Origin of the sequence: Streptomyces xanthii, assembly GCF_014621695.1 — a bacterium.
GTDB lineage: Bacteria > Actinomycetota > Actinomycetes > Streptomycetales > Streptomycetaceae > Streptomyces > Streptomyces xanthii.
In genome coordinates, this window is record NZ_CP061281.1 from 6,955,704 (window position 1) to 6,976,582 (window position 20,879).

At 73.8% G+C, this 20,879-nt stretch carries 25 protein-coding genes; 13 read left to right on the forward strand and 12 right to left on the reverse strand.

Annotation, left to right across the window (positions count from 1 at the left end):
* Positions 1–112 precede the first annotated feature (112 nt).
* On the reverse strand, positions 113–1,105 hold the full coding sequence (locus tag IAG42_RS31445; RefSeq protein WP_223206228.1) for an Acg family FMN-binding oxidoreductase: 993 nt from the start codon (positions 1,103–1,105) through the stop codon (positions 113–115).
* 131 nt (positions 1,106–1,236) lie between these two features.
* Here IAG42_RS31445 and IAG42_RS31450 point away from each other — a divergent pair, with 131 nt between their 5' ends.
* Positions 1,237–1,701, forward strand: a complete 465-nt coding sequence (locus tag IAG42_RS31450; RefSeq protein WP_188340339.1) for a universal stress protein — start codon at positions 1,237–1,239, stop codon at positions 1,699–1,701.
* Positions 1,702–1,826: 125 nt separating this feature from the next.
* Positions 1,827–2,885 (forward strand): alcohol dehydrogenase catalytic domain-containing protein, encoded by a 1,059-nt coding sequence (locus IAG42_RS31455; protein ID WP_223206229.1) that lies wholly within the window; start codon positions 1,827–1,829, stop codon positions 2,883–2,885.
* A 27-nt stretch (positions 2,886–2,912) separates the two neighbouring features.
* Here IAG42_RS31455 and IAG42_RS31460 read toward each other — a convergent pair whose 3' ends face one another.
* Positions 2,913–3,356: a MarR family winged helix-turn-helix transcriptional regulator gene (locus tag IAG42_RS31460; protein WP_188340340.1), complete on the reverse strand. Its 444-nt coding sequence runs from the start codon at positions 3,354–3,356 to the stop codon at positions 2,913–2,915.
* A gap of 92 nt (positions 3,357–3,448) precedes the next feature.
* On the opposite strand from IAG42_RS31460, the gene IAG42_RS31465 reads away from it, so the two are divergent.
* Positions 3,449–3,796, forward strand: a complete 348-nt coding sequence (locus IAG42_RS31465; protein ID WP_188340341.1) for a DoxX family protein — start codon at positions 3,449–3,451, stop codon at positions 3,794–3,796.
* Between the two features lie 8 nt (positions 3,797–3,804).
* Here the strand turns inward: IAG42_RS31465 and IAG42_RS31470 are convergent, their stop codons facing one another.
* Genes IAG42_RS31470 through IAG42_RS31480 form a run of 3 tightly spaced genes read right to left on the reverse strand, consistent with a single transcriptional unit; the run spans position 3,805 to position 6,590 of the window.
* A complete protein-coding gene (locus tag IAG42_RS31470) occupies positions 3,805–4,779 on the reverse strand; it encodes a TIGR03621 family F420-dependent LLM class oxidoreductase (RefSeq protein ID WP_188340342.1) in 975 nt (324 codons plus the stop codon).
* Between the two features lie 42 nt (positions 4,780–4,821).
* Positions 4,822–6,060 carry a DegT/DnrJ/EryC1/StrS family aminotransferase gene (locus IAG42_RS31475; protein WP_188340343.1) on the reverse strand — a complete coding sequence of 413 codons (1,239 nt, stop codon included), beginning with the start codon at positions 6,058–6,060 and terminating at the stop codon, positions 4,822–4,824.
* The gene (locus IAG42_RS31480; protein WP_188340344.1) at positions 6,057–6,590 is read right to left on the reverse strand and encodes a VOC family protein; all 534 of its coding nucleotides are present in this window, start codon (positions 6,588–6,590) and stop codon (positions 6,057–6,059) included. The genes IAG42_RS31475 and IAG42_RS31480 overlap by 4 nt, the downstream gene beginning before the upstream one ends.
* A 236-nt stretch (positions 6,591–6,826) precedes the next feature.
* Here IAG42_RS31480 and IAG42_RS31485 point away from each other — a divergent pair, with 236 nt between their 5' ends.
* The 4 genes from IAG42_RS31485 (at position 6,827) to IAG42_RS31500 (ending at position 9,208) form a co-directional block, all read left to right on the forward strand.
* Positions 6,827–7,408, forward strand: coding sequence for a TetR/AcrR family transcriptional regulator (locus IAG42_RS31485; RefSeq protein ID WP_188340345.1), 582 nt, complete (start codon positions 6,827–6,829; stop codon positions 7,406–7,408).
* A 95-nt stretch (positions 7,409–7,503) separates the two neighbouring features.
* Complete coding sequence (locus tag IAG42_RS31490) at positions 7,504–8,244, forward strand: SDR family NAD(P)-dependent oxidoreductase (RefSeq protein ID WP_223206230.1); 741 nt, start codon at positions 7,504–7,506, stop codon at positions 8,242–8,244.
* A 38-nt stretch (positions 8,245–8,282) separates the two neighbouring features.
* On the forward strand, positions 8,283–8,807 hold the full coding sequence (locus tag IAG42_RS31495; RefSeq protein WP_188340347.1) for a hypothetical protein: 525 nt from the start codon (positions 8,283–8,285) through the stop codon (positions 8,805–8,807).
* A gap of 143 nt (positions 8,808–8,950) precedes the next feature.
* A complete protein-coding gene (locus tag IAG42_RS31500) occupies positions 8,951–9,208 on the forward strand; it encodes a hypothetical protein (RefSeq protein ID WP_188340348.1) in 258 nt (85 codons plus the stop codon).
* A gap of 6 nt (positions 9,209–9,214) precedes the next feature.
* Here the strand turns inward: IAG42_RS31500 and IAG42_RS31505 are convergent, their stop codons facing one another.
* Both IAG42_RS31505 and IAG42_RS31510 read right to left on the reverse strand, forming a co-directional pair.
* Positions 9,215–9,559 (reverse strand): hypothetical protein, encoded by a 345-nt coding sequence (locus IAG42_RS31505; protein WP_188340349.1) that lies wholly within the window; start codon positions 9,557–9,559, stop codon positions 9,215–9,217.
* Positions 9,560–9,568: 9 nt separating this feature from the next.
* Positions 9,569–10,168 (reverse strand): TetR/AcrR family transcriptional regulator, encoded by a 600-nt coding sequence (locus IAG42_RS31510; RefSeq protein WP_188340350.1) that lies wholly within the window; start codon positions 10,166–10,168, stop codon positions 9,569–9,571.
* 96 nt (positions 10,169–10,264) lie between these two features.
* Between IAG42_RS31510 and IAG42_RS31515 the strand changes: the two genes are divergently transcribed.
* Both IAG42_RS31515 and IAG42_RS31520 read left to right on the forward strand, forming a co-directional pair.
* Positions 10,265–11,515: an NADH:flavin oxidoreductase/NADH oxidase family protein gene (locus IAG42_RS31515; RefSeq protein ID WP_188340351.1), complete on the forward strand. Its 1,251-nt coding sequence runs from the start codon at positions 10,265–10,267 to the stop codon at positions 11,513–11,515.
* A gap of 45 nt (positions 11,516–11,560) precedes the next feature.
* Entirely contained in the window at positions 11,561–12,196 is a 636-nt protein-coding gene (locus IAG42_RS31520) for a class I SAM-dependent methyltransferase (RefSeq protein WP_188340352.1), read from the forward strand.
* Here IAG42_RS31520 and IAG42_RS31525 read toward each other — a convergent pair.
* Together IAG42_RS31525 and IAG42_RS31530 are read right to left on the reverse strand one after the other, a co-directional pair.
* Entirely contained in the window at positions 12,165–12,836 is a 672-nt protein-coding gene (locus IAG42_RS31525; RefSeq protein WP_188340353.1) for a DUF2238 domain-containing protein, read from the reverse strand. The two genes, IAG42_RS31520 and IAG42_RS31525, sit on opposite strands and share 32 nt — an antisense overlap.
* Before the next feature lie 99 nt (positions 12,837–12,935).
* A complete protein-coding gene (locus IAG42_RS31530; protein ID WP_188340354.1) occupies positions 12,936–13,133 on the reverse strand; it encodes a DUF6479 family protein in 198 nt (65 codons plus the stop codon).
* Positions 13,134–13,430: 297 nt separating this feature from the next.
* On the opposite strand from IAG42_RS31530, the gene IAG42_RS31535 reads away from it, so the two are divergent.
* Together IAG42_RS31535 and IAG42_RS31540 are read left to right on the forward strand one after the other, a co-directional pair.
* A complete protein-coding gene (locus IAG42_RS31535; protein ID WP_188340355.1) occupies positions 13,431–14,933 on the forward strand; it encodes an FUSC family protein in 1,503 nt (500 codons plus the stop codon).
* Positions 14,934–15,019: 86 nt separating this feature from the next.
* Positions 15,020–16,066: a lactonase family protein gene (locus IAG42_RS31540; protein ID WP_188340356.1), complete on the forward strand. Its 1,047-nt coding sequence runs from the start codon at positions 15,020–15,022 to the stop codon at positions 16,064–16,066.
* Between the two features lie 66 nt (positions 16,067–16,132).
* On the opposite strand, the gene IAG42_RS31545 is transcribed toward IAG42_RS31540, so the two are convergent.
* Positions 16,133–17,068 (reverse strand): sirohydrochlorin chelatase, encoded by a 936-nt coding sequence (locus IAG42_RS31545; RefSeq protein ID WP_188340357.1) that lies wholly within the window; start codon positions 17,066–17,068, stop codon positions 16,133–16,135.
* A 241-nt stretch (positions 17,069–17,309) separates the two neighbouring features.
* A complete protein-coding gene (locus tag IAG42_RS31550; RefSeq protein ID WP_223206231.1) occupies positions 17,310–18,287 on the reverse strand; it encodes an N-acetylglucosamine kinase in 978 nt (325 codons plus the stop codon).
* Between the two features lie 100 nt (positions 18,288–18,387).
* Here IAG42_RS31550 and IAG42_RS31555 point away from each other — a divergent pair, with 100 nt between their 5' ends.
* The gene (locus IAG42_RS31555) at positions 18,388–19,065 is read left to right on the forward strand and encodes a uracil-DNA glycosylase (protein WP_188340359.1); all 678 of its coding nucleotides are present in this window, start codon (positions 18,388–18,390) and stop codon (positions 19,063–19,065) included.
* On the opposite strand, the gene IAG42_RS31560 is transcribed toward IAG42_RS31555, so the two are convergent.
* Positions 18,951–20,237: an MFS transporter gene (locus IAG42_RS31560; RefSeq protein WP_223206232.1), complete on the reverse strand. Its 1,287-nt coding sequence runs from the start codon at positions 20,235–20,237 to the stop codon at positions 18,951–18,953. The two genes, IAG42_RS31555 and IAG42_RS31560, sit on opposite strands and share 115 nt — an antisense overlap.
* A gap of 74 nt (positions 20,238–20,311) precedes the next feature.
* Here IAG42_RS31560 and IAG42_RS31565 point away from each other — a divergent pair, with 74 nt between their 5' ends.
* A complete protein-coding gene (locus IAG42_RS31565) occupies positions 20,312–20,878 on the forward strand; it encodes a CGNR zinc finger domain-containing protein (protein ID WP_223206233.1) in 567 nt (188 codons plus the stop codon).
* The last annotated feature ends 1 nt before the right edge of the window (position 20,879 follow it).

A 20,879-nucleotide genomic window follows, 5' to 3' on the forward strand; every position in this document is an offset into this window, starting at 1 on the left:
GGTGTGCGTTCGGGGCCTCCTGATGCAGCGGCCGGACGGACGGCGCGAGCACGTGCTCCTTCAGGGTGGACCAGCGGCGGGCCACAGATCCAGGGGTCGGCCGCCCCGGATCTCACCCCTCGAAGGACAGCACCTCCGTGACCGGGCGGCGAGGGGTGGCGCGGCCTCGGGGGCCGTAGCCGAGGCGGAGGATGATGTGGACGTGGCCGGTCGTGGAGGAGGGGTCGCGGGTCAGGGTGCGCAGTTCGGGCCACTCCATGGGCTGGGACATCAGGGACGTGGAGAGGCCGTCCAGGGTGGCCTGGAGGAGGACGCGCTGGAGTGCCTGGCCGGCCCGCAGCCAGTCCGTCGGGCCGTCCTCTGCCGTGCCGAGCAAGGCGATCTGCGGATGCTTCTCGAAGGGTTCCGCCGTGCGGCCCGTGACCTGACGCCCCGTGTCGAAGTCCCGTACGGGGGAGGTGACGTCGTACTGGCGCGGGCCGAGCGCGTAGGCGGGGATCCCCTCGTCCGACAGGGCCTCGTCCGACGCCCCGGTGCGTGTCCACGCCGCGATCTCGGTCCGTACCGACTCGTCCGCCGCCTCGAACAGCTCCGAGGTGCGGATGAGGCCCATGACCGTCTCCGTGTGCCAGGCGCCCGGCACGACGAGCTTGCAGCCCTCCAGGAGGGCGGCCGCGCCCAGCCCGTCCAGAATCTCCGGCGGCACCTGCTCCTCCGTGAACGGGTACCGGCTCGTGTGCCGCTCGCGCAGCGCCGGATGCAGCACGGCCAGCTCGTCCTCACCGGAGCCGGCCTCCTCGAACCGGACGTCGGCGACACGCCACGGATCGGCCGGATCCGGGAGCAGCTCGACCACGGCCCGCAGCCCCCGCTCGGCCGCGGCCACCCGCAGCGCGAACAAGGCTGCCCCGCACCCCAGGTGCAGCGCCCGGCGGTCCGGGTCCTCCCGGGGCAGCTCGCGCGCCGGGTCACCGCGGAGCTCCAGGGTGCCGGAGTCCTCCCGGTGCACGAATCTCCACGGCTGCGCGTTGTGCATCGACGGGGCCGTGACGGCGTCCTCGACCAGCGAGGTCACGACGGAGCGGGGCACAGAGATGGTGGTCACGATTCCTCCCGTCTCGGGCACGAGACATTCATTGTCTCTCTTGTGCCCGTACGGGGCTTTCGTATGGCAGTGCGCTCGTTTCTCGACCAGGCTGGAAGGAGGCATCCAGAAGGTCCAGAAGGGACGCGGCCATGGACACGCAAGAGCGGACGGCACGGATCGTGGTGGGCGTGGACGGGTCGCCCTCCTCGCAGGCCGCGCTGCGCTGGGCCGTGCGGTACGCCGGGCTCGTCGGAGGGCAGGTCGACGTGGTCACCGCGTGGGAGATCCCCGGTGAGGCGTCGTGGTCGGCCCCGGCGGCGGACGGCGAGTTCGACCAGGAGGACGCCGAGCAGCGCCTGCTCGAGGAGGTCAGGACGGTGCTGGGCCGCGAGGCCGGTGCCGGTGACGCGGGCCCGCCCGTGCACGAGCGCGTGGTGCACGGCCACCCGGCCGCGGTACTGGTCGAGGCGTCGGAGGGCGCCGATCTCCTGGTGGTGGGCAGTCACGGCCGCGGCGCGTTCCGTAGGGCCCTGCTCGGTTCGGTGAGCCAGCAGGTGACGCAGCACGCCTCCTGCCCGGTGACGATCGTGCGCCAGGACCTGCCCGGCACCTGACCCCGCGGGCCACGGCCGCGCGCGGCGCTCTGTACCCCTCGACCGTCCACCACTACGTTCGCCGCGAGCATGCCGCCGCAGACGCGGGCCGTCGCAGGCGGCGACGAACAAGGACGGTGACCGCCGTGAGCCGTACCACCATGCGCGCCTATCGCATTCCGGAGTGGGAACATACCGCCGAGGTCGTCGATGTGCCCGTTCCCGAGCCCGGGCCCGGTCAGGCGCTGGTCGAGGTAGCTGGCTGCGGCCTGTGCCACTCCGACTTCACGATGCTGGGCATGCCCGCCGAGTTCGGCCGCGCCCTGGGCTGGTCCATACCCTTCACGCTCGGGCACGAGACGGCCGGCCGCATCGCCGAACTGGGCGCCGGCGTCACGGGGTTCGCCCCCGGCGACCCGGTCGCCCTCGTTTCTCCCGCGTCCTGTGGCACCTGCGCGTACTGCGTGCGCGGCCTGGACGCCAGTTGCCCGAACGCCCCGGCGGGGCGTGGCTTCGGGCGCGACGGCGGCCTCGCCGAGTACGTGCTCGTCGACGACCCGCGCGCCCTGCTGCCCCTGGGCGGACTCGATCCGCGCACCGCGGGCCCGCTCACGGACGCCGGGGCCACCTCGTACCACGCGGTGCGGCGCGCGGCGCCCCGGATCCGGCCCGGCGGCACCGCCGTCGTCATCGGCGCGGGCGGACTCGGCGCGTTCGCGGTTCAGTTCCTGTGCCTGCTCACCGGCGCCCAGGTGGTCGCCGTCGACACCGACGAGGCCCGCCTGAAGGTGGCCGCGGAACTGGGCGCGCACGCCACGCTCGTCGGCACCACGGAAGGGACCGCGGCAGAGATCCGTGCGCTGACGGACGGTCACGGCGCCGACGCCGTACTCGACTTCGTAGGAGTGGACGCCACGATCGCGGCCGGCGTCGCCGCGGTCCGCCCCGCGGGCGCCTTCGGGCTGGTCGGCGCCGCGTCGGGCCGCCTCCAGTCACCCTGGTACGGCGGACTGCCGCGGGACGGCGAGGTGTTCACCTTCCAGGGCAGCGGCATCGCCGACGTCCAGGAGGTGCTGCGGCTCGCCGAGACCGGCCGCGTCCGCAACAACGTCGACCTGTTCCCGTTCGCCGAGGTCGAGGCGGCGTACAAGGCGCTGCACGACGGCACCCTCCAGGGCCGCGCCGTCGTCACCTTCGGGGACTGACGGGCCGCGGGGCGCCCGGATCCCTCGCTATTCGCCGCACTCGTGCGAGGCCGGATCCACCACGACACGGTCGAGCAGGCCCCGCAGCAGGGTCTGCTCGGCCTCGGTGAGATCGCCGAACAGCTCGCGCTCGGCCACGCTCACCGCCTCGTCGATCCGCTCCAGGGCCTCCTGGCCGGCCGGGGTGATCTCCACGATGTGTCGCCGCCGGTCGGCCGGGTCGCGGCGCCGCTCGCACAGTCCCGAGGACTCCAACTCGTTGAGGATCGCGACCAGTTGGCTGGGGTCGACCTCCATCGTCACGGCCAGCTCGCGCTGGCTGGTGGCGCCCGGCGCGAGGTGCATCAGGGTCATCGCGTTGCGCGGGTGCAGCCCGGCGACGGCCACGGCGGCGCGAATGCGCGCACCGGTGAGCTCTCCGCGGAAGGAGAGGAGGAATCCGAGGCGGTCGTTCGGGTGCGCTGCTGCCATGCCGTCCACGGTAACAGCGGGTTCATTGTGGATCGACATAAATCATTGTTACTCTTCAACGGTTGTCGTCCCCAGATCGTTGGAGTGTCCCCATGTTCATCGGATATGTGATCGTCGCCGCGCTGCTCGCGCTCGCCTCCGCCGGGTCCGCCTTCGCGACCTTCAGCCGCAATCCGCAGGTCGTGAGCGGCATGACGAAGGTGGGCGTGCCCGACTCCTGGCTGCCCTGGCTCGCGACCGCGAAGGCGGCGGGCGCGCTCGGCCTGCTGGCCGGCCTGGCCGTCGCGCCGCTCGGCGTCGCGGCCGCCGTAGGCCTGGTGCTCTACTTCGTCGGCGCGGTGATCTCCCACGTGCGCGTGAAGGACTTCGCGGTGGCCCCGGTCGTCGTCCTGACCCTGCTGGCCGCGGCCGCACTGGTGCTGCGCATAGCCTCCGCCTGATTCCGCGCTCAGAGCCCCGCGTCCGGCGCGGCCAGCGCCGCGGCCAGCGGGGCGACGGTAGAGGGATCGGCGGCGCCGAAGTCGACGTAGTCGAGCCCGAGGTCCCGCTGCCGCTGCCGGAGCTGCTCGACGCACTCCTCCACGGTGCCGACCAGCAGCCCCGTCGAGCGCCGGCCGACCTCCGGGTCGACCCCGTAGGCCCGGCACACCTCGGCGAGCGCCGCAGGGGTCCGCCGCGGGCTGTCGACCACCCGGCAGGTCCAGGTGACCGACAGGTAGGAGAGGCCGTCGGGGTCGCGCCCGGCCCGCTCGGCGGCCTCCCGCACCCAGCCGATCTTGGCCGCCATCCGCTCCGGCACCATGTCCTCGATGACGGCCGCGTCGTACGCGGTGCCGTGCCCGAGGTTCGAGTGGATGCCGGCGATCTGCGCGTGCCGCCCGGCCAGGGCGAGCATCCGCTTCCCGCCGCCGCCGATCACCAGCGGAGGATGCGGCGTCTGCACGGGTGCCGGCGACCCGGTCAGCCCCGACACCGTGTAGTGCGGGCCGCTGTGGTGGACCGGGCGGCCGCCGAACAGCGCCTTGACGAGGTCCACCGACTCCGTGAGCCGGTCCACCCGCAGTCCCGGCGGGTCGAAGGGCAGGCCCGCGGCCGCGTACTCGGCGGCGAGATAGCCCGCCCCCAGGCCCAGGTCGAGCCGCCCGCCGGACAAGGCGTCGACGGTGGCCATCGCGTGGTGGGTGATCACCGGATGGCGGTAGTCGTTGCACAGGACCAGCGCCATCAGACGCAGCCGCCGCGTGCTCGTCGCGAGGGCGGCCAGCGTGGCGACCGGATCCTGCACGCCCGCCTGGAAGTGATCGGACACCGAGACGGCGGTCAGGCCGCTCTCGTCGAGCAGGCGCAGCCGACGCCGCCAGGCGTCCACGTCCCGTCCGATCGGCGGTGCGTACACGGCGGTTCTGATGGGGGGAGTCGGCATGGCCTGGACCTCGGAGCCTTTCCGGTGCGGGGGAGCGGTGGGTCAGCGCCGGGCGGTGCCGGCCCCGGTGGTGGGGGCGAAGCGCGAGGCGAACGCGTGGATGCTCGCCACCACGTGATCGAGCTCCTCGTCCGTCGTGCCGTGGCTCATGCCCAGCGACATCCCGCGCTCGAACACCGCGTCGGCCTCGGGCAGCCCGCCCTCGGGGACGCGGTGTTCGACGCCCCGCATCATCGGGTGCCGGGTGATGTTCCCGCTCCACACGGTGCGGGTGTCGATGCCCGCCGACTCCAGGGACTCCTGGAGGTCACCGCGCGCGAAACCGGCGTCGGTCCGGACCGTCACCGGGTAGCACAGCCACGCGGTGTGCCAGTCGGGCAGCTGGCGCGGCAGCGAGAACAGCGTCGGGTACGCGCCGAACGCGTTCGTGAACGCCTCGAAGATCTCCGCCCGGCGCTTGAAGTTCTGGTCGAGCTTCTTCAGCTGCTGCAGACCGAACGCGGCCCCCAGCTCGGAGGGTTCGAAGTTCCACGGCAGCACGTCGAAGATGAAGTCGTTGTCGTACGCGACTCCGTCGAGGTCCTCGCGGAACACCCGGCCCGTCCGCGCCGAACCGAACAGGTGCGGCTCGGAGCGACGCCCCCACCGGCGCAGCATCAGAGCCTTGTCGCGCAGCGCCTCGTCGTCCAGGCACACCATGCCGCCGTTGCCGGCGCAGGTGACGATGTGCGCCATCGCGAAACTCGTGACGGTGATGTCCGAGCGGCTGCCCGTCCTGGTGCCGCGCAGTGTGGTGCCGATGCAGTCGCAGGAGTCCTCGATGACCTTCAGCCCGTGCCGGTCGGCGATCTCCCGGACGGCGTCCCAGTCGGGTGCGTTGCCCGCCAGATTGGGGATGAGGACGGCCTTCGTCCGCTCGGTGACCAGCTCCTCGATCTTGCTCACGTCCACGTTGTACGTGTCCGGCTCCACGTCCACGAAGACGGGCACCCAGCCGCCGCGCACGATCGGCCCGACGTCCGTGGAGAAGGTCAGGGGTGAGGTGATGACCTCCGCGCCCTTGGGCAGGTCGAGCAGTTCCAGGGCGAGATAGAGGGCGGAGGAGCCGGAGTTGCACATCACGCCGAGGCGCTTGCCGTACAGCTCGGCGACGGTCGCCTCCATCTCCGCCACGTTCTTGCCGATCTTCAGGCCGAACGGGCCGCCGCGCAGCACCTCCAGGCAGGCGTTGATCTCGGCGTCGTCGTGCACACTGCGGGCGTAGACCACACGCGGGCTCATGGGTTGCTCCTTCGCTGGTGACAGATGTCTCGGTGCGGGTCAGAGCGCCGGGGCGCCGTGGGGCGCCCGCGCTCCAGTCGGTCGGCGAGCCTGGCGGCGAGGCTGCGGTCGAGGAGTTCGAAGACCTGGCCGAGCGGGTCCCGGTGGTACGTGGCGCCGGCCGGGCTGATCCCGTCCCGCACCCCGGCCATCCACACCGGCGCCCCCGCCTCCTGCGCCGCGCGGGCAGCGGCCGGCAGGTCGTCCACCACGAAGCCGAGGTGGTGGATGCCCGGCGCCGCCCGCCAGATCTCGGATCCCGGTACCTCACGCAGGAGTTCGAGATGCGGCGCGCCGCCGGCCGAGAGCCCGATGCGCTGTGTCCCGAAGTGCTCGACCCCGCCGATCCGGCAGGCGAACCGCGTCTCGTCGAAGACCGTCACGGACAGGCCGTAGATCCGCTGGACGTCCTCGGCGGCCTTCTCGATGTCCGCCACGACCACGCCGACATGGTGCAGATCGGCCAGGGACCAGTACTGCGCGAGTGACATCGGCGCCCCTCTCCTCCCGGGCCGTCGCGGCCCGTCGGAGAGCAGTAGTAGTGCCGATTGAACGCTTGGTCAACGGGACGTCCCACGCAGTGGGACACCGGTCAGGAAGTGGGCATCCCACTCAACTGCCCAGGTCAGAGCCATTTTTGGAGAGATTTCGAGTGAACCGATTGACCTGCCGGCGGGAAGCCGTCTAGCTTCCGTTGAGCAAGCGATCAATCAAGTGGAGGACGTAGATGCCCACTGTCGAGATCCGCCGGGCGGACATCCTGAAGGCCTCCGCGGAGCTGTTCGCGGCCAAAGGCGTCGCGACGACCACGGTGCGCGCCATCGCGTCCCAGGTCGGGGTCCGGTCCGGTGCGCTGTACCACTACTTCCCGTCCAAGGACGCGATCGTCCAGGAGCTGCTGCACACCTACGTACGGGAGCTGAAGGCCCGTTACGACGAGGAGGCGCCCCGCAGCCTCGAGCCGCGGGTCCGGCTCCGGGCGATCGTCGAGGTCTCGCTGCGCACCGCGGCGGACGATCCGCACACCACCACGGTGTACCAGAGCGAACTGACGAACCTCCGTGATGTGCCGGAGTACCGGCACATCAAGGAGCTGGCCGACGAGGCGCAGCAGTGCTGGCTGGAGGCCATCGACGACGGCAAGCGAGCCGGCGTGTTCCGGGACGACATCCCCTCGAAGGTCTTCCACCGCTTCATCCGTGACGCGGTGTGGCTGTCGGTCAAATGGCGCCACCCGGAGGACGCGTACACGAGCGAGGACCTCGCCCGGGACTGCATGGCGATCTTCCTCGACGGCTTCGCGGCCTGACCCGGACCGAACGCGACGCACGATCGCGACGCACGAACGCGACGCACGAACGCAACGAACCAACGCAACGAACGAACCGACGAAGGGGTGGAGTTGTGACGGAGCAGCTGGTCGACCTGACGGGCAAGATCGTCGTCGTCACCGGAGCCGCGCAGGGCCAGGGGGCGGAGCACGCCCGGCTGTGCGCGCGGCTCGGAGCGCGCGTGGTCCTCACGGACCTGGAGGCGAGTGCCGTGCGGGCCGTCGCGGACGAGATCGGCCCGGCGGCGCTGGGACTCGCGCTGGACGTCGGCAGCGAGAACGCGTGGCGCGAGGTCATGGAGGAGGTCCGCGAGCGGTTCGGTCGCGTCGACGTGCTGGTCAACAACGCGGCGGCCTACCGGAAGGTGCCGCTCGCCGAGCTGAGCGAGAAGGAACTGCTGACCACCCTGCAGATCAACCTCGTCGGCCCGGTCCTCGGGATCAAGGCCGTGACCCCGCTGATGAGCGAGCACGGCGGATCCGTCATCAACATCTCCTCCACCGCGGGCCTGAACGGATACGAGGGCGGTCTCGCCTACAGCGCCTCCAAGTTCGGGCTGCGCGGTGCCTCCAGGTCGGCGGCCAAGGAGCTCGGCCCGCTCGGCATCCGCGTCAACTGCATCTGCCCCGGCCCGATCGACACCGCGATGATCAGCGAGGAGACCCGGTCCGGCGGCGGTGCCGTCGCCCACCTCCCGATCCCGCGCCCGGGCCGCCCCGCCGAGGTCTCCGCGCTCGTCGCCTTCCTGGCCAGCGACGCGGGCAGCTACTGCACGGGCCAGGACTTCGTGGTGGACGGCGGTCAGACGGCCTGAGCGCGAGGGGTGCGGGCCCGGCCTTCTAGGCTGGCGTCATGGACGACGGGCTCACGCACGAGGCAAGCGCCTTCCTCAATTTCCGGCACTACGCCCGGGACCCGAAGGAGCACGGCTTCCGGTGGGTCGACGTCAAACACCTCCACGGCGCCGCCCGCTCCCTTCCCCCGCGCGACGAGGAACTTCTCGCCTCACTGATCGCGCACGAGCAGTTCAGGGACGACTACGCGGGCGGCGGGGTGGACCCGGACGGGATCCGGCACGGCCCCTACTGGCTGCGCCTGATCACCCCCGACGCGTACGAGCCCGTCTCCCGGGAAACGGCGGCGCGGATCCTGGCGGAGTGGGTGGACCCGCAGTGGGATCCGCCCGCCGCGCTCCGGGACGATCTGCGCCGCGAGGTGTTCGACCGCCTGGCCGCGGCCGACGCCGTGCACCATCTCGTCGAGTTCGGTGACGAGGCGCTGCACGACTGGGGCGGCGTGCACGGCGAGTTCCACGAGTTCGTGCTCGTCGACCGGGCCGCCGCCCGGGTCACCCTGCTCGTCGCGGCCGACGACTGAGACCGCGGCCCGGCGGCGTGGCCCGGCACGCCACGCCACGAGCTGCGCTCGGGTCGGCATCGGCGCACCCTGGAAGCGTGGCCGGCGCGGGGCGGCGCGCATCCATGCGGGCAGTCCGGGCGGCGGCGGTCGGGACGGTGTTCATGACGTTCTCCGACAAGAGCACACGGGACGGTGCCGAGGAACAGGCCCGGCAGGCGATCGAGCGGGGCGCCCATGTCCTCGTCTACAAGTTCATCGACCCGATCACCGACAGTTTCGTCACCGCGCCGATGCTCGGCATCTCCCCCCAGATCGAGGCGGTCGAGGCGCTCGGCTGGCAGCTCGACCGCTTCAGCGCGGTGGAGGGCAAGGTCGGCGACGGCGAGCACATCGCCGTGATCTGTCTCTTCCGGCGCTGACCCGGATCAGCCGGCCTCCAGCGCGTCGGCCTGCCGGCGCAGGTCCGCGGCGATGTGGTCCCAGTCCGGCCCGTGGAGCCACAGGTTCTCGGCGGCCCGGCGCAGCAGCGCCGGCTCGTCGGGCCGCTGCAGCAGCACCAGCCGGTAGGCCAGGTTCCGTACCCAGACCGGCAGCAGGCCGTCCACCGCGTGGGGGCTGAGCTCGTCGAGCATGGCGAGGATCGCGTCCGCGCCCGCGAAGGTCAGCTCCTCGACGAAGCAGTGCTCCCGGTGGTCCGCGTCGCACTCCGGGGTCGGCCGGTACTCGTCCCCGTACAGGCAGCGGGCGTGCTCCGTCAGCGTGCTGTGCATCGCTGGGCCTTACGCGCGGGGTGTGCCGGCGGACGCGGAGACCGCGAACAGGGCGTGCACGGAGGCGCCGACTTGGGCGGCGACCACTTCGGGGGAGGACGCGTCGAGCTTGCCGTCCAGGTGAAGGAACGCCAGGCCGTGGACCAGGGCCCACACCGTGGTCGCCAGTGCGTCCGTCTCACCGGCCCCCGGGAACGCGCCGAGGACGATGCCGTGCACGTACTCCGTGATGGCGGCGGTCGCGGCGGCGCGCTCCGCGTCCGACGGGTCGCAGGGCTCGGCGAACATGGCCCGGAACAGCGCGGGGTGGTCGAGCGCGAACCGGACGTACGCCACGGCGACCGCCGCCAGCTCGTCCGGACTCGACGGCGTGGGGTGCGCGGCGGCGAGGCTCTCCGCGAGCTCCCCGTACCCCTGCGCGGCGACCGCGGACACCAGCGCCTCGCGGTCCGCGAAGTGACGGTACGGGGCCGTGGCGGACACCCCGGCCCGGCGGGCGACCGCGCGCAGCGACAGCCCGGCGCTCCCGTCCTCCTCCAGCAGCTCGCGGGCCGCGCGCAGGCAGGCGGCCCGCAGGTCGCCGTGGTGGTAGGCGCCGGTCTGCGACATGGGTCACACCCCTCGATGTTTACGATGCTTACTTTCTCCCTCTAATGTGAGAGGTGTACACATCGTAGGGGGCGGACGAGGAATGAGGGAAACGGGATGACCAGCGAGTTGTTCGCGCCGCTGGCGCTGCGCTCCGGGCAGGTACTGGGCAATCGCATCGCCAAGGCGGCGATGGAGGAGAGCATGGCAGGCGACGGCCAGCTCCCCGACGCGCCGTTGCCCGCGCTGTACCGCCGCTGGGCCGAAGGCGGCGCCGGACTGCTGATCACCGGCAACGTGATGGTCCATGCCGAGGCGCTGACCGGCCCCGCCGGAGTCGTGCTCGACGAACACGCGCCGCTCGAACCGTTCGCCGCGTGGGCCGAGGCCGCCAAGTCGGGCGGCGGCGCCGTCTGGATGCAGATCAACCACCCCGGCCGCCAGGTCGCCTCGGGCATGCCCGGCGTCGTGTGGGGCCCCTCCGACCTCGCCGTCTCCCTCGGGAGGCACAGCAGCCGGTTCGGGCGCCCCACCGCCATGACGGAGCGGCAGATCGAGGACACGGTGACCCGGTACGCCGTCACGGCCCGCCGGGCGGAGGAGGCCGGGTTCGACGGCGTCGAGATCCACGCGGCGCACGGCTATCTGCTGTCGCAGTTCCTCTCCCCGCTCGTCAACACGCGCACCGACCGGTGGGGCGGACCGCTGGAGAACCGGGCCCGGATGCTCCTGGACATCGTCCGCGCCGTCCGCGGCGCCGTCTCCCCGTCCTTCGCCGTCGCGGTGAAGCTCAACTCCGCCGACTTCCAGCGCGGCGGCTTCGACGCCGACGACGCGCGGCAGGTCATCGGGATGCTCGCCCCGCTCGGCGTCGACCTCGTCGAACTCTCGGGCGGCAGCTACGAGAGCCCCGCGATGACGGGCCGCCCCGCCGACGACCGCACCCAGGCCCGCGAGGCCTACTTCCTCGACCTCGCCCAGGACCTGGTCGAGACCAGCCCGATCCCGCTCATGCTCACCGGAGGGATCACCCGCCGCGACACCGCGGAGCGGGTCATCGGCAGCGGCGTCGCCGTCGTCGGCATGGGCACGGCGCTCGCCGTCACCCCCGACCTCCCCGCCCGGTGGCGCGACGGCCGCGAGGCCGAGAGCCGCATGGAGCCGGTGACCTGGTCCGACAAGGCCCTCGCCTCGGCCGCGAGCATGGCGAAGGTCCGCCACGCCATGCGGCGCGTGGCCCGCGGCGGCCGCGTCAGGCCCGGCACCCACCCGGCGCTCGCCCTGGTCTGCGAGCAGCGGCAGCAGCGCCGCGCCCTGCGGCGCTACCGGACCTGGCTGTCCGCGGAGCGCGGCGCCACCGGGAACTGACCCGGCGCGCCGCCGGGCCCGCGACCGCCGCCTAGAGTCGTCCTCATGAATCGATGGCAGGAACTGACCGGTGGCGTCTCTGGGGACGAGTACGCCGCGCGGTTCGCGGAGCTGGCCCGCAGCGGCAAGGACGTGCACGGCGAGGCGCGGTTCTGTTCGGCGCTGCTGCCGGCCGGGGCGCGGGTGCTGGACGCCGGGTGCGGGACCGGCCGGGTCGCGATCCGGCTGGCGGAGCTCGGCCACGACTGCGTGGGGATCGACCTCGACGACTCGATGCTCGACGTCGCGCGGGCCCAGGCGCCCGGGCTGCCCTGGCACCGCACCGATCTCGCCGCGTTCGACCCGGCCGCGCTCGGCATCGCCGCCGACTTCGACCTCGCGGTCGCCGCCGGCAACGTCTTCCCGCTGCTCGCCCCCGGCACCGAGGCCACCGTCGTCGAGCGCCTCGCGGGGGCCCTGCGCCCCGGCGGTCTGCTGGTCGCGGGGTTCGGCCTGGACGCCGCCCACCTGCCCGTACCGCCGGGCATCACGCTCGCGGAGTACGACGCGTACTGCGCCGCGGCCGGCCTCGCCCTCGTCGACCGGTTCGCCACCTGGGACGCCGACCCCTACGACGGAGGCGGCTACGCGGTCAGCGTCCACACCCGCGTCAGCCCTTCGCCGGAGCCGGCAGACGCGTGAGGCTGCGGTCGTGCGCGCGACGCAGCAGCAGGAGTGAGCAGGTGGCACCGATCAGCGCGCAGAACATGTCCCACTGGGTGTCCCAGACATCGCCCTGCGTGGCCAGGAACGCGTCGGCCGCCTGACCTCCGGTCACGGCCGCCAGCCACTCCAGCATCTCGAACACGGCGCTGAAGGCCAGGCAGGCGCAGACCGTCAGCGGCGCGAGCCAGCGGCTGCCGCGCAGGGGCGAGGTCCGGACGAGGAGTTCACGGACCAGGATCGCTGGCACGAACCCCTGCATGAGGTGCCCGAAACGGTCGTACGGATTGCGCTCGAGGCCGAACCAGTCGCGCACCCAGTCGCCCGCGGGCACCTCGGCGTACGTGTAGTGCCCGCCGACGATCAGCACCGTGGCGTGGACGGCGAGCAGCCCGCACAGCAGACCGCTCAGCGGGAACCGCCGGCGCAGCAGGACGAGCAGGGGCAGGCCCAGCATCACCCACACGGTTTCCAGGACCCAGGTGGCCGGGTCCGCGGCGCCGAACGCCGACCCCGCGAGCGCCGCCGTGACGAGCACCGCGAGCACGGCGGGAAACCGGCGGCCGCCGGACGGGACCGCGCGGGACGGCGTTCTGAGGGACACGGGGTGGGCGGACATCGCTGGCTCCTCTGCCTGGGCTGTGCCGCCATCCTCGGGCGCGCCCGGGGAACCCCGCGTGAGTACCGCTACTCAACCGCGTGATGAGTGCGCCCGCCGTCACACCGGGTCGTCGTCCCCCGGGCGCTTCCAGGAACCGGCCCGCGGCTGCCGGGTCTGTGGTGGATTCGGGCGGCGCGCCAGACGGCGCCGGCTCGTCCACAGCAGCACGAGCAGCGCGATCACGATCAGGACGCCGACGATCGTGAAGAACCAGCTCGCGCCCGTTCCGGCGGCGAGGACAACCGATGTGTTCATGCGGGCCGAGTACCACGCCACGCGCCCACCATGTCCGCGCCGGCTCGCCCCACCCGCGCGGAGCCACTCACTCCGGTCCGCGCCGGGGTCGCGGCGGAGGATGGTCCGTTGGCCCAGGGGTGGCCGAACCGGTCGCGCCGATGCTGGGCCATTGGCTCAACGTTTCGGGGCTCTGTTGAACCGCCTGCCGGGCCGATGGTGCAATGGGCGTGTCGATGGCGCTGCGGATCCTCCGGGGATCTCCGCGGCGCCTTTCTCATGTCGGGGCACGTGCGCGTGCTGAAGGGGCGGGGCAACTTGCTGAAGAGGGCGTTCACGGCGCCGGATCCGGGGCGGATCCGGCTGCGGTTCGCGAGCCGGGCGGTGCTGGGCATCGGCCTGGCCGTCGTGCTGTGCGGGGCGGTCGGACACTCGCTCCAGGCCGCCATCACCGGCGGCCTGGCGGCGCTGCTCGCCCTGTTCACGGTCACCGACGCGACGGTGCGCGGCCAGGCGGTGACGACCGCGCTGCTGCCGGTCGTCGGGCTGCCGGTGCTGGCGCTCGCCGCCGTGCTGCACGACGTGCCCGCCGCCCGTGACCTGGCGTTCCTCGCCACCGTGGGTGCCGGCGTGTACGCCCGCCGCTGGGGCCCGCGCGGCCACTCGCTCGGCGTGTTCGCGTTCATGATGTTCTTCGCCACCCAGTTCCTGCACACCGTGCCGTCCCAGCTGCCCGAGCTGTACGAGGCGGTGCTGCTCTCGCTCGCCGCCGCGGCCGTCATGCGGTTCGGCGTGTGGTGCTACGAGCGGCGGCTGCCGGTTCCGGCGGCGGTCGCGGTGCCGGGCGCAGGCACCGGCCTGAAGCGGATCACGACGCGGCAGGCCGTGCAGGCGACGCTCGGCGCGGCGTTCGCGCTCGGGATCGGGCAGGTGCTGTCCGACCAGCGCTGGTACTGGGCCGTGGGCGCCACCTGGTGGGTGTTCGTGGCGACGACCTCGCGCGGCGAGACCGTCGTGCGCGGCTTCCGGCGCTTCCTCGGCACCGTGCTCGGGATCGTCCTGGGATTCGCGATCGCGGTCCCGCTTCACCACGTGCCGGCCGTTGCCGCCGTGGTCATCGCGATCAGCGTCTTCGGGATCTTCTACACCGCCCATGTCTCGTACACGTGGATGATGCTCGCGGTGACGGTCATGGCCAGCATGCTCTACGGGCTGCTGGGCGTCCTCGATGCCGGGCTGCTCGCGCTGCGGGTCACGGAGACGGCCGTCGGCGCGCTCGGCGCCGTGCTCGCCGTGCTGCTCGTGCTGCCCGTGACCACGCACTCCGTGACCGAGGCCTGGGTCGAGCGGGCGCTGCGCTGCGTGCACGCCTGCACCGCGCAGGCCGCCGCCCGGCTGGCCGGCGACCCGGACGCGGACCCGGCGCCGCGCGTCGCCGAGCTGGAGGCGATCCTCGGCCGCGTACGGCTGTCGCTGAGCCCGCTCGTGCACCCCCTGAGCCCGATGAAGGCCCGCAAGGGGCGGGCCCGGCAGATCCTCGCGCTGCTCGACGACTGCGCCCGCGAGGTGCGCGGGCTCGCGTCCGTCGCCGCCGACCCCGAGGCCTCGCACGACGCCCGGCTCGCCGCCGCCTGCTGGCGCGTCGAGGCCGCGGTCGAGGCCCTGACCGCACCGGCCCCGTACCCGCGCGGGCGCGTCGCGACCGCGCCGCACACCGCCGACGGCGAGCCGGTCCTCGCCCATCTGCACGCGCTGGAGCACGCCCTCGTCGAGCTCGCCGTACCGCTGCGCGGAGCGAGCCGGGTGACCCTGGGCGCCTGAGCGCAGCGCGCCCGGCCGATCTGGTCTAGACCCACTGCTACGGTCGGCGCACGGGCATCCGCGCCCGTGCGCCGAAAGGGGAAGCAGTGAGCGGCAGCAGCCAGACAGGACGCGCGTACATCGGATCCTTCACCGCCGCGGGCGGGCCCGGCGTCGTCACGGCGGCCGTCGACCCGGCCGACGGCGCGCTCACGCTCCTGCACACCACCGACGCCCTGCCCGACCCGTCGTATCTGGCGCTCGACGGCGGGTTCCTCTACGCGGTCAGCGAGACGACCGCGGGGGCCGTCGCCGCGTTCCGCACGGACGCCGTGTCCACGACCCTGGCCGCCCCCGCCGCCCCCGTCGACGGCGCCGGCCCCACCCACCTCACCGTGTGGGGCAATCACATCCTCACGGCGAACTACGGCTCCGGCAGCGTCAGCACCGTGCCGCTGCGCGCCGACGGAACCCCCGACCCCGCCCTGCGCGACGTGCTGCACCACACCGGCTCCGGTCCGCACCCGCAGCGCCAGCAGAGCCCGCACGCCCACCAGATCGTGGTCGATCCGAGCCGCGGCTGGGCCGTCAGCGTGGACCTCGGCACCGACTCGGTCCGCGTCTGCGCCCTGGTCGACGGCCATCTCACCCCGCACCACGAGACGGCCCTGCGCCCGGGCTCAGGGCCGCGCCACCTGGCCTTCCACCCCGGCGGCGAGTACGCGTACGTCCTCAACGAGCTCGCCCCGACGCTCACCGTGTGCCGCTGGGACGCCGCCGGAGGCATCCTCAAGCCGCTCACCGAGGTCCCCGTGCTGCCCGGCGCCCCGCGCGGCGACGCCTACCCGTCCGAGGTCGTCGTGGCCCCCGACGGGCGCTTCCTGTGGACCGCCACGCGCGGCGAGGACGTCGTCTCCGTGTTCGCCCTCGACCCAACCGGCGAACAGCCCACCCTGCGCGCCACCGTCCCGTGCGGCGGCCACTGGCCCCGTGACCTGGCCCTCCACCCCGGCGGCCGGTTCCTGTACGCGGCGAACGAGCGGTCCGGCGACGTCACCTGGTTCACCGTGGACGCCGAGACGGGCGAGCCCGTCCGGGGCGGTTCGCTGCGGGTGCCCGCCGCGTCCTGCGTGGTGTTCGGCCCGCCCGCGTAGAGCGGCCCGCGACGACGCGAAGGGGCCCGGGACCGTACGGTCCCGGGCCCCTCTCGGTGCTTCGGCTCAGCTGCCGGAGACGGCCGGCTGCGGCGTGATGCCCAGTGCCGTCGTGTACTTCGACAGCGCGAGCTTGCCCATCGCCGGGTACGCGCCGAGCGGCTCCGCGGCGGCGCAGCCCGCGTCCTTGACGGCGGCCTCGAGGACGCTCGGGTCCAGCTCGGGGCCGATCAGGTACGGGGCCAGCGCCAGGTTCTGCGAGCCGGAGGCGCGCAGCTGCTCGGCGGTCGCGGCGACGGCGCCCTCCGCGTCCAGCGCGGCGGCGATCACCGGGACGGCCAGACGGGCGGCGAGCAGCATGCCGGTGATGCCGGCCGCCTGCACGGCCTCCTCGCCGCCCACTGCGGCGAGGATGATGCCGTCGGCGGCCGTGGCCACCGTGAACAGACGGGCGCGGTCGGCGCGGGCCAGGCCCGCCTCCGACAGACGCACGTGCAGGCCCTCCGCGAGCAGCGGGTGCGGGCCGAGCACGTCGGTCAGCTCGGCCGGGACGCGGCTGTCCGCGATGCCCTGGCGGATCTGGCGGATCTGCGCGTTGTCCGGGCCGGCGAGCAGCGGCACGACGACCGCGACGGGGCCCTCGGGCGCCTTCGCCTCGACGCCGGCGGCGACGGCCTGCTCGTAGCGGGCGGTGCGCTCCTTCGCGGCGTGCGCGAGCACGGACGCGAGGGACGGGAACTCGGCGGACACCGGGAAGTCGGTGACCTCACCCTCGACGAACCCCACACGGGCGTCCAGGCCGGGAAGCTCCGAGCGCGCGATGCTGACGACCTCGTCGGCCAGCATGCGCGTGGCGGCGCTGGGCGTGCCGGGCACGGCCAGAACGAGGGACGGCGCGCCCTCGGGGGCGGCCACGGGTTCCGGCCGGCGGTGCCGTCCGGGCTGACGGGGTCGCGGCATTCGTACAGGCAGGCCGGATGCGGGCCCAGTGGGGGAGCTCATGCGGCCGCATGCTACTGGCTCTCCGGGCATCGTTGTTCGGTCAGGGGGCGGCTGAGCGGTATCCGTCCGCGATTGTCCGTTCAGTCGTGGAGAGTGTGAATGTCCAGGTCCGGGGGGTGTGTGGGGGAGTAAAGGGAGGCGTCCCCTTCGGTGCGGGCGGGACGGCAGTGGTGCGGGAGGCGCCCGGTGCCACCGGGTGGAGTGATGCGGGCGGGCCTCCCCGGCCCCGCCTCGGGCGCCCCTACGGCACGAACAGCAGCCGGCCGTCCCGCGGCAGACGGAGCCCGTCGCTCGCCAGGGCCGCCGCGATCACCAGGGCGCCGTGCAGGGGGTCGCCCGCGGCGGGGGTGAGCTCGGCCTTGGGGAGCTGGGCCGTGAGTTCGCGGTGGAGCGGGTCCAGGAGCGGAGCGCCCATGTTGAAGAGGCCGCCGGTCAGGGCGACCTCGCCGCCGTCCGCCGGGCACACCGCCGCCGCCGACTCCGCGATGTGCCGCGCCGCGTCCCGCAGGATCGACGCCGCGACGGGGTCGGAGGGGGCGCAAGCCGCCACGTCGGGGGCGAACGCGGCGAGGGCCGCCGGGCGGTCCGCGCGCGGGTAGATCCGGCCGGGGAGCTCGCCCGCCGGGCCGAACCGCTCCTCGGCGCGCGCGAGCAGCGCGGCGCTGCCGCCGCGCCGCCCGTCGAACGCGCGCATCGCCGCCGCGAGCCCCGCCTGCCCGATCCAGGCGCCGCCCCCGCAGTCGCCCAGCAGATGTCCCCAGCCGTCCGCCCGCCGCCAGGAGCCGAGATCCGTGCCGAGGGCGATCATCCCGGTGCCCGCCGCGACGACCGCGCCGGGCCGCTGGCCGAGCGCGCCCGCGTACGCGGTGACCCCGTCGGCGGCCAGCGCGAGCCGCCCGACGCCCAGTTCGCGGGCGAGCGCGGCCGGAAGCTCCGCGCGCAGCCCGTCGCCGAGGGTCGCCATCCCGGCCGCGCCCACGACCAGGGCGACCGGGACGGGATCGCCCGCCCCGGCCAGCAACTCCCGCGCCATCGGCAGCAGAAGCTCCAGCATGTGCGCGGGGTCGATACCCGCCGCCGACGTCCGTACGGGGGTGGCGGAGCGGGTCGAGACGGCGCCGGCCGGGTCGGCGGCCTCGGCGAGGGCGACCCGGAGCCCGGAGCCGCCCGAGTCCACGCCGAGCACGTACCGTCCGCCGGGTTCGTTCGCTGGACGCAACGGGTTTCCTCCTCGCCGGTGACCTTGGTGGACGAACAGTAGCGCCGGGGCCCGGCGGGCGGGCGCGGAGTGTCGGTGTGGGCCAGTAGGGTGACGCACTGTGGCACCAAGACCGTTGAATGAACTTGTCGAAGCAGGCTGGGCGAAGGCCCTGGACCCTGTGGCCGGACGCATCGCCGGGATGGGCGACTTCCTGCGGGCCGAGATCGCGGCAGGCCGGACGTACCTGCCGTCGGGGGCGAACGTCCTGCGCGCCTTCCAGCAGCCCTTCGACGACGTACGCGTGCTGATCGTCGGTCAGGACCCCTATCCCACACCGGGGATGGCGATCGGACTCAGCTTCGCCGTCGCCCCGGAGGTCCGTCAGCTGCCGGGCAGCCTGATCAACATCTATCGGGAGCTCGGCGCCGACCTCGGCCTGCCCCCGCCGTCGAACGGTGACCTGACCCCGTGGACGAAGCAGGGCGTGCTGCTGCTCAACAGGGCGCTCACCACGGCCCCGCGCAAGCCCGCCGCGCACCGCGGCAAGGGCTGGGAAGAGGTCACCGAGCAGGCCATCCGGGCCCTCGCCGCCCGCGGCACCCCGCTGGTGTCGATCCTGTGGGGCCGCGACGCCCGCAACCTGCGGCCGCTGCTCGGCGACCTCCCGGCGATCGAGTCGGCTCACCCGTCGCCGATGTCGGCGGACCGCGGGTTCTTCGGCTCGCGCCCGTTCAGCCGGGCCAACGACCTGCTGGCGCGCCAGGGGGCCCGGCCCGTGGACTGGAGCCTTCCGTAGGACGGGGCGACGGGTGACTCCGGCGTCACCCGGAGGTGGAGCGCGGCGAGCAGCAGGCAGAGGGCGGCCATCGTGCACCACAGCGCCGTCACGCCCGTACGGGCCAGGAGCTGGGTGCCCAGCAGGGGAGCGAGGGTCGCCGCGACTCCCCAGCCGCACCCGAACACGGCCAGGTAGCGGCCGCTCGCCCCGGCGGGCGCGAGGCTCGTGACCAGGGCGTAGACCCGGCCCATGACCAACAGGTCGCCGAGGCTCCACACGGCGGCGGAGGCCAGCAGCGCCGGCAGGGACCGGCCGAGCGCGTAGCCCGTCAGGCCCGCGGCCAGCAGCACATGGGCCGACGCGAGCGCCGCGCGCGTCGAGAGCCGGGTCAGGCGCCGGGCCCGTACGAGCAGCGGCTGCGCGAGCACGGTGGTCGCGGCCGCCGCCGTGAACAGCAGTCCCGCGTCCGCGGCCGCCCGGCCCTGCCGCTCCAGCGCGAGCGGCAGCGTCATCACGGTCTGCTGGTTGATCAGCGCGTACGCGGTGCCGAGCGCCAGGACGGTCAGCAGCGCCCGGTCGCGCAGCGGCCGTACGGCGGTGGCGGCCTGCCGGGCGGGTGCCGTCGCCCGCCGGTCGCGGGGGAGTGCGACGCGGACCAGCAGGGCGCAGGCCAGGCAGGTCACGGCGTCGCAGACGAACAGCCAACGCAGGTCCCAGCGGCCGAGGAGCGCCGCGAGCAGCCCCGCCCCCATCGCGCCCGCCGCGAGCGCCGCGCTGAACAGGCTGAAGGCGCGCACCCGTTGGCGCTCCGGCACGGACTCGCCGACGATCGCCTGGCTCGGCGGCTCGTACAGCTCGAAGGCGAGCCCGAGCAGCACGGCCCCCGCGACCGCACCCGCCGGCGAGGCCGAGACCGCGATCGTCAACTGGGCCACCGCGCAGCCGCCGAGCCCGAGCAGGATCGTCGTCCGGGGGCCGATCCGGTCCGCGAGGTAGCCGCCGGCCAGGCGCGACGGAATCGTGGCGAGCCCGAACGCGGCGGTGACGAGCCCCGCGGTCGTCAGCCCCGCCCCGTGGTCGGCGGAGATGAGCGCGGTGAGGAAGGGGAGGGAGAAGGCGCCCAGCTGGTTCACGGTCCGGGCGAGCAGCAGCATGCGTACGGTGCGGGGCAGAGGCTCGGGGCGGGACACGACACCTCACGTCACTGGTAAAGTCCGGTACGGCAGTGATGTGGACGCTAGACGAGTGAGAGGTAACCGGTCAAGTGCTGTTCGACAGTCACATGAAGGCGCTGCTCGACGCGTCGGCGGCGCTCGTCAACGCGCTGACCGACGGCGAGGTGCGGGGTCGCCCCTACGCCGCTCCCGAGGGGGCCGAACGCGTGGGCGCGGTCCGCGCCGCGCTCTCCGCCGGCGCCGACCTCGAACAGGACGCGGCCGACCGACTGGCCGCCACCGCACGCGCGTTGCGTACCGTCTTCGAGGCCGTGGCCGCCGACGACCTCGACGCCGCGGCCCCCGCGCTGAACGCGCTGCTCCGCGACACCGGCGCCCGCCCCCAGCTCGACCGCTCCCCGGGCGAGCCCTGGCAGGTCCACTTCCACGGCTCCGAAGACTCCTACGCCGTCGGCTGGAGCGCCGGCTGCGCGACCGGCCTGGCCATGGCCCTCGGCGGCGACTACGCGGGCCGGCTCGGGGTCTGCGCGGCGCCCCGCTGCGACCGGGTCTACGTGGACACGTCGCGCAACGCGGGCCGCCAGTTCTGCTCGACGGCTTGTCAGAACCGGGTCAAGGCCGCCGCGTTCCGCGCCCGGCGCACCAGCGCCTCGTAGG

Coding starts and splice junctions, on each gene's coding strand:
- IAG42_RS31480 (WP_188340344.1), bottom strand. CDS start 6,590: ATGTCACTCGCGCAGTACTGGTCCCTGGCCGATCTGCACCATGTCGGC.
- IAG42_RS31515 (WP_188340351.1), top strand. CDS start 10,265: ATGACCAGCGAGTTGTTCGCGCCGCTGGCGCTGCGCTCCGGGCAGGTA.
- IAG42_RS31505 (WP_188340349.1), bottom strand. CDS start 9,559: ATGCACAGCACGCTGACGGAGCACGCCCGCTGCCTGTACGGGGACGAG.
- IAG42_RS31545 (WP_188340357.1), bottom strand. CDS start 17,068: ATGAGCTCCCCCACTGGGCCCGCATCCGGCCTGCCTGTACGAATGCCG.
- IAG42_RS31500 (WP_188340348.1), top strand. CDS start 8,951: ATGACGTTCTCCGACAAGAGCACACGGGACGGTGCCGAGGAACAGGCC.
- IAG42_RS31460 (WP_188340340.1), bottom strand. CDS start 3,356: ATGGCAGCAGCGCACCCGAACGACCGCCTCGGATTCCTCCTCTCCTTC.
- IAG42_RS31525 (WP_188340353.1), bottom strand. CDS start 12,836: ATGTCCGCCCACCCCGTGTCCCTCAGAACGCCGTCCCGCGCGGTCCCG.
- IAG42_RS31520 (WP_188340352.1), top strand. CDS start 11,561: ATGAATCGATGGCAGGAACTGACCGGTGGCGTCTCTGGGGACGAGTAC.
- IAG42_RS31485 (WP_188340345.1), top strand. CDS start 6,827: ATGCCCACTGTCGAGATCCGCCGGGCGGACATCCTGAAGGCCTCCGCG.
- IAG42_RS31510 (WP_188340350.1), bottom strand. CDS start 10,168: ATGTCGCAGACCGGCGCCTACCACCACGGCGACCTGCGGGCCGCCTGC.
- IAG42_RS31465 (WP_188340341.1), top strand. CDS start 3,449: ATGTTCATCGGATATGTGATCGTCGCCGCGCTGCTCGCGCTCGCCTCC.
- IAG42_RS31470 (WP_188340342.1), bottom strand. CDS start 4,779: ATGCCGACTCCCCCCATCAGAACCGCCGTGTACGCACCGCCGATCGGA.
- IAG42_RS31530 (WP_188340354.1), bottom strand. CDS start 13,133: ATGAACACATCGGTTGTCCTCGCCGCCGGAACGGGCGCGAGCTGGTTC.
- IAG42_RS31450 (WP_188340339.1), top strand. CDS start 1,237: ATGGACACGCAAGAGCGGACGGCACGGATCGTGGTGGGCGTGGACGGG.
- IAG42_RS31475 (WP_188340343.1), bottom strand. CDS start 6,060: ATGAGCCCGCGTGTGGTCTACGCCCGCAGTGTGCACGACGACGCCGAG.
- IAG42_RS31495 (WP_188340347.1), top strand. CDS start 8,283: ATGGACGACGGGCTCACGCACGAGGCAAGCGCCTTCCTCAATTTCCGG.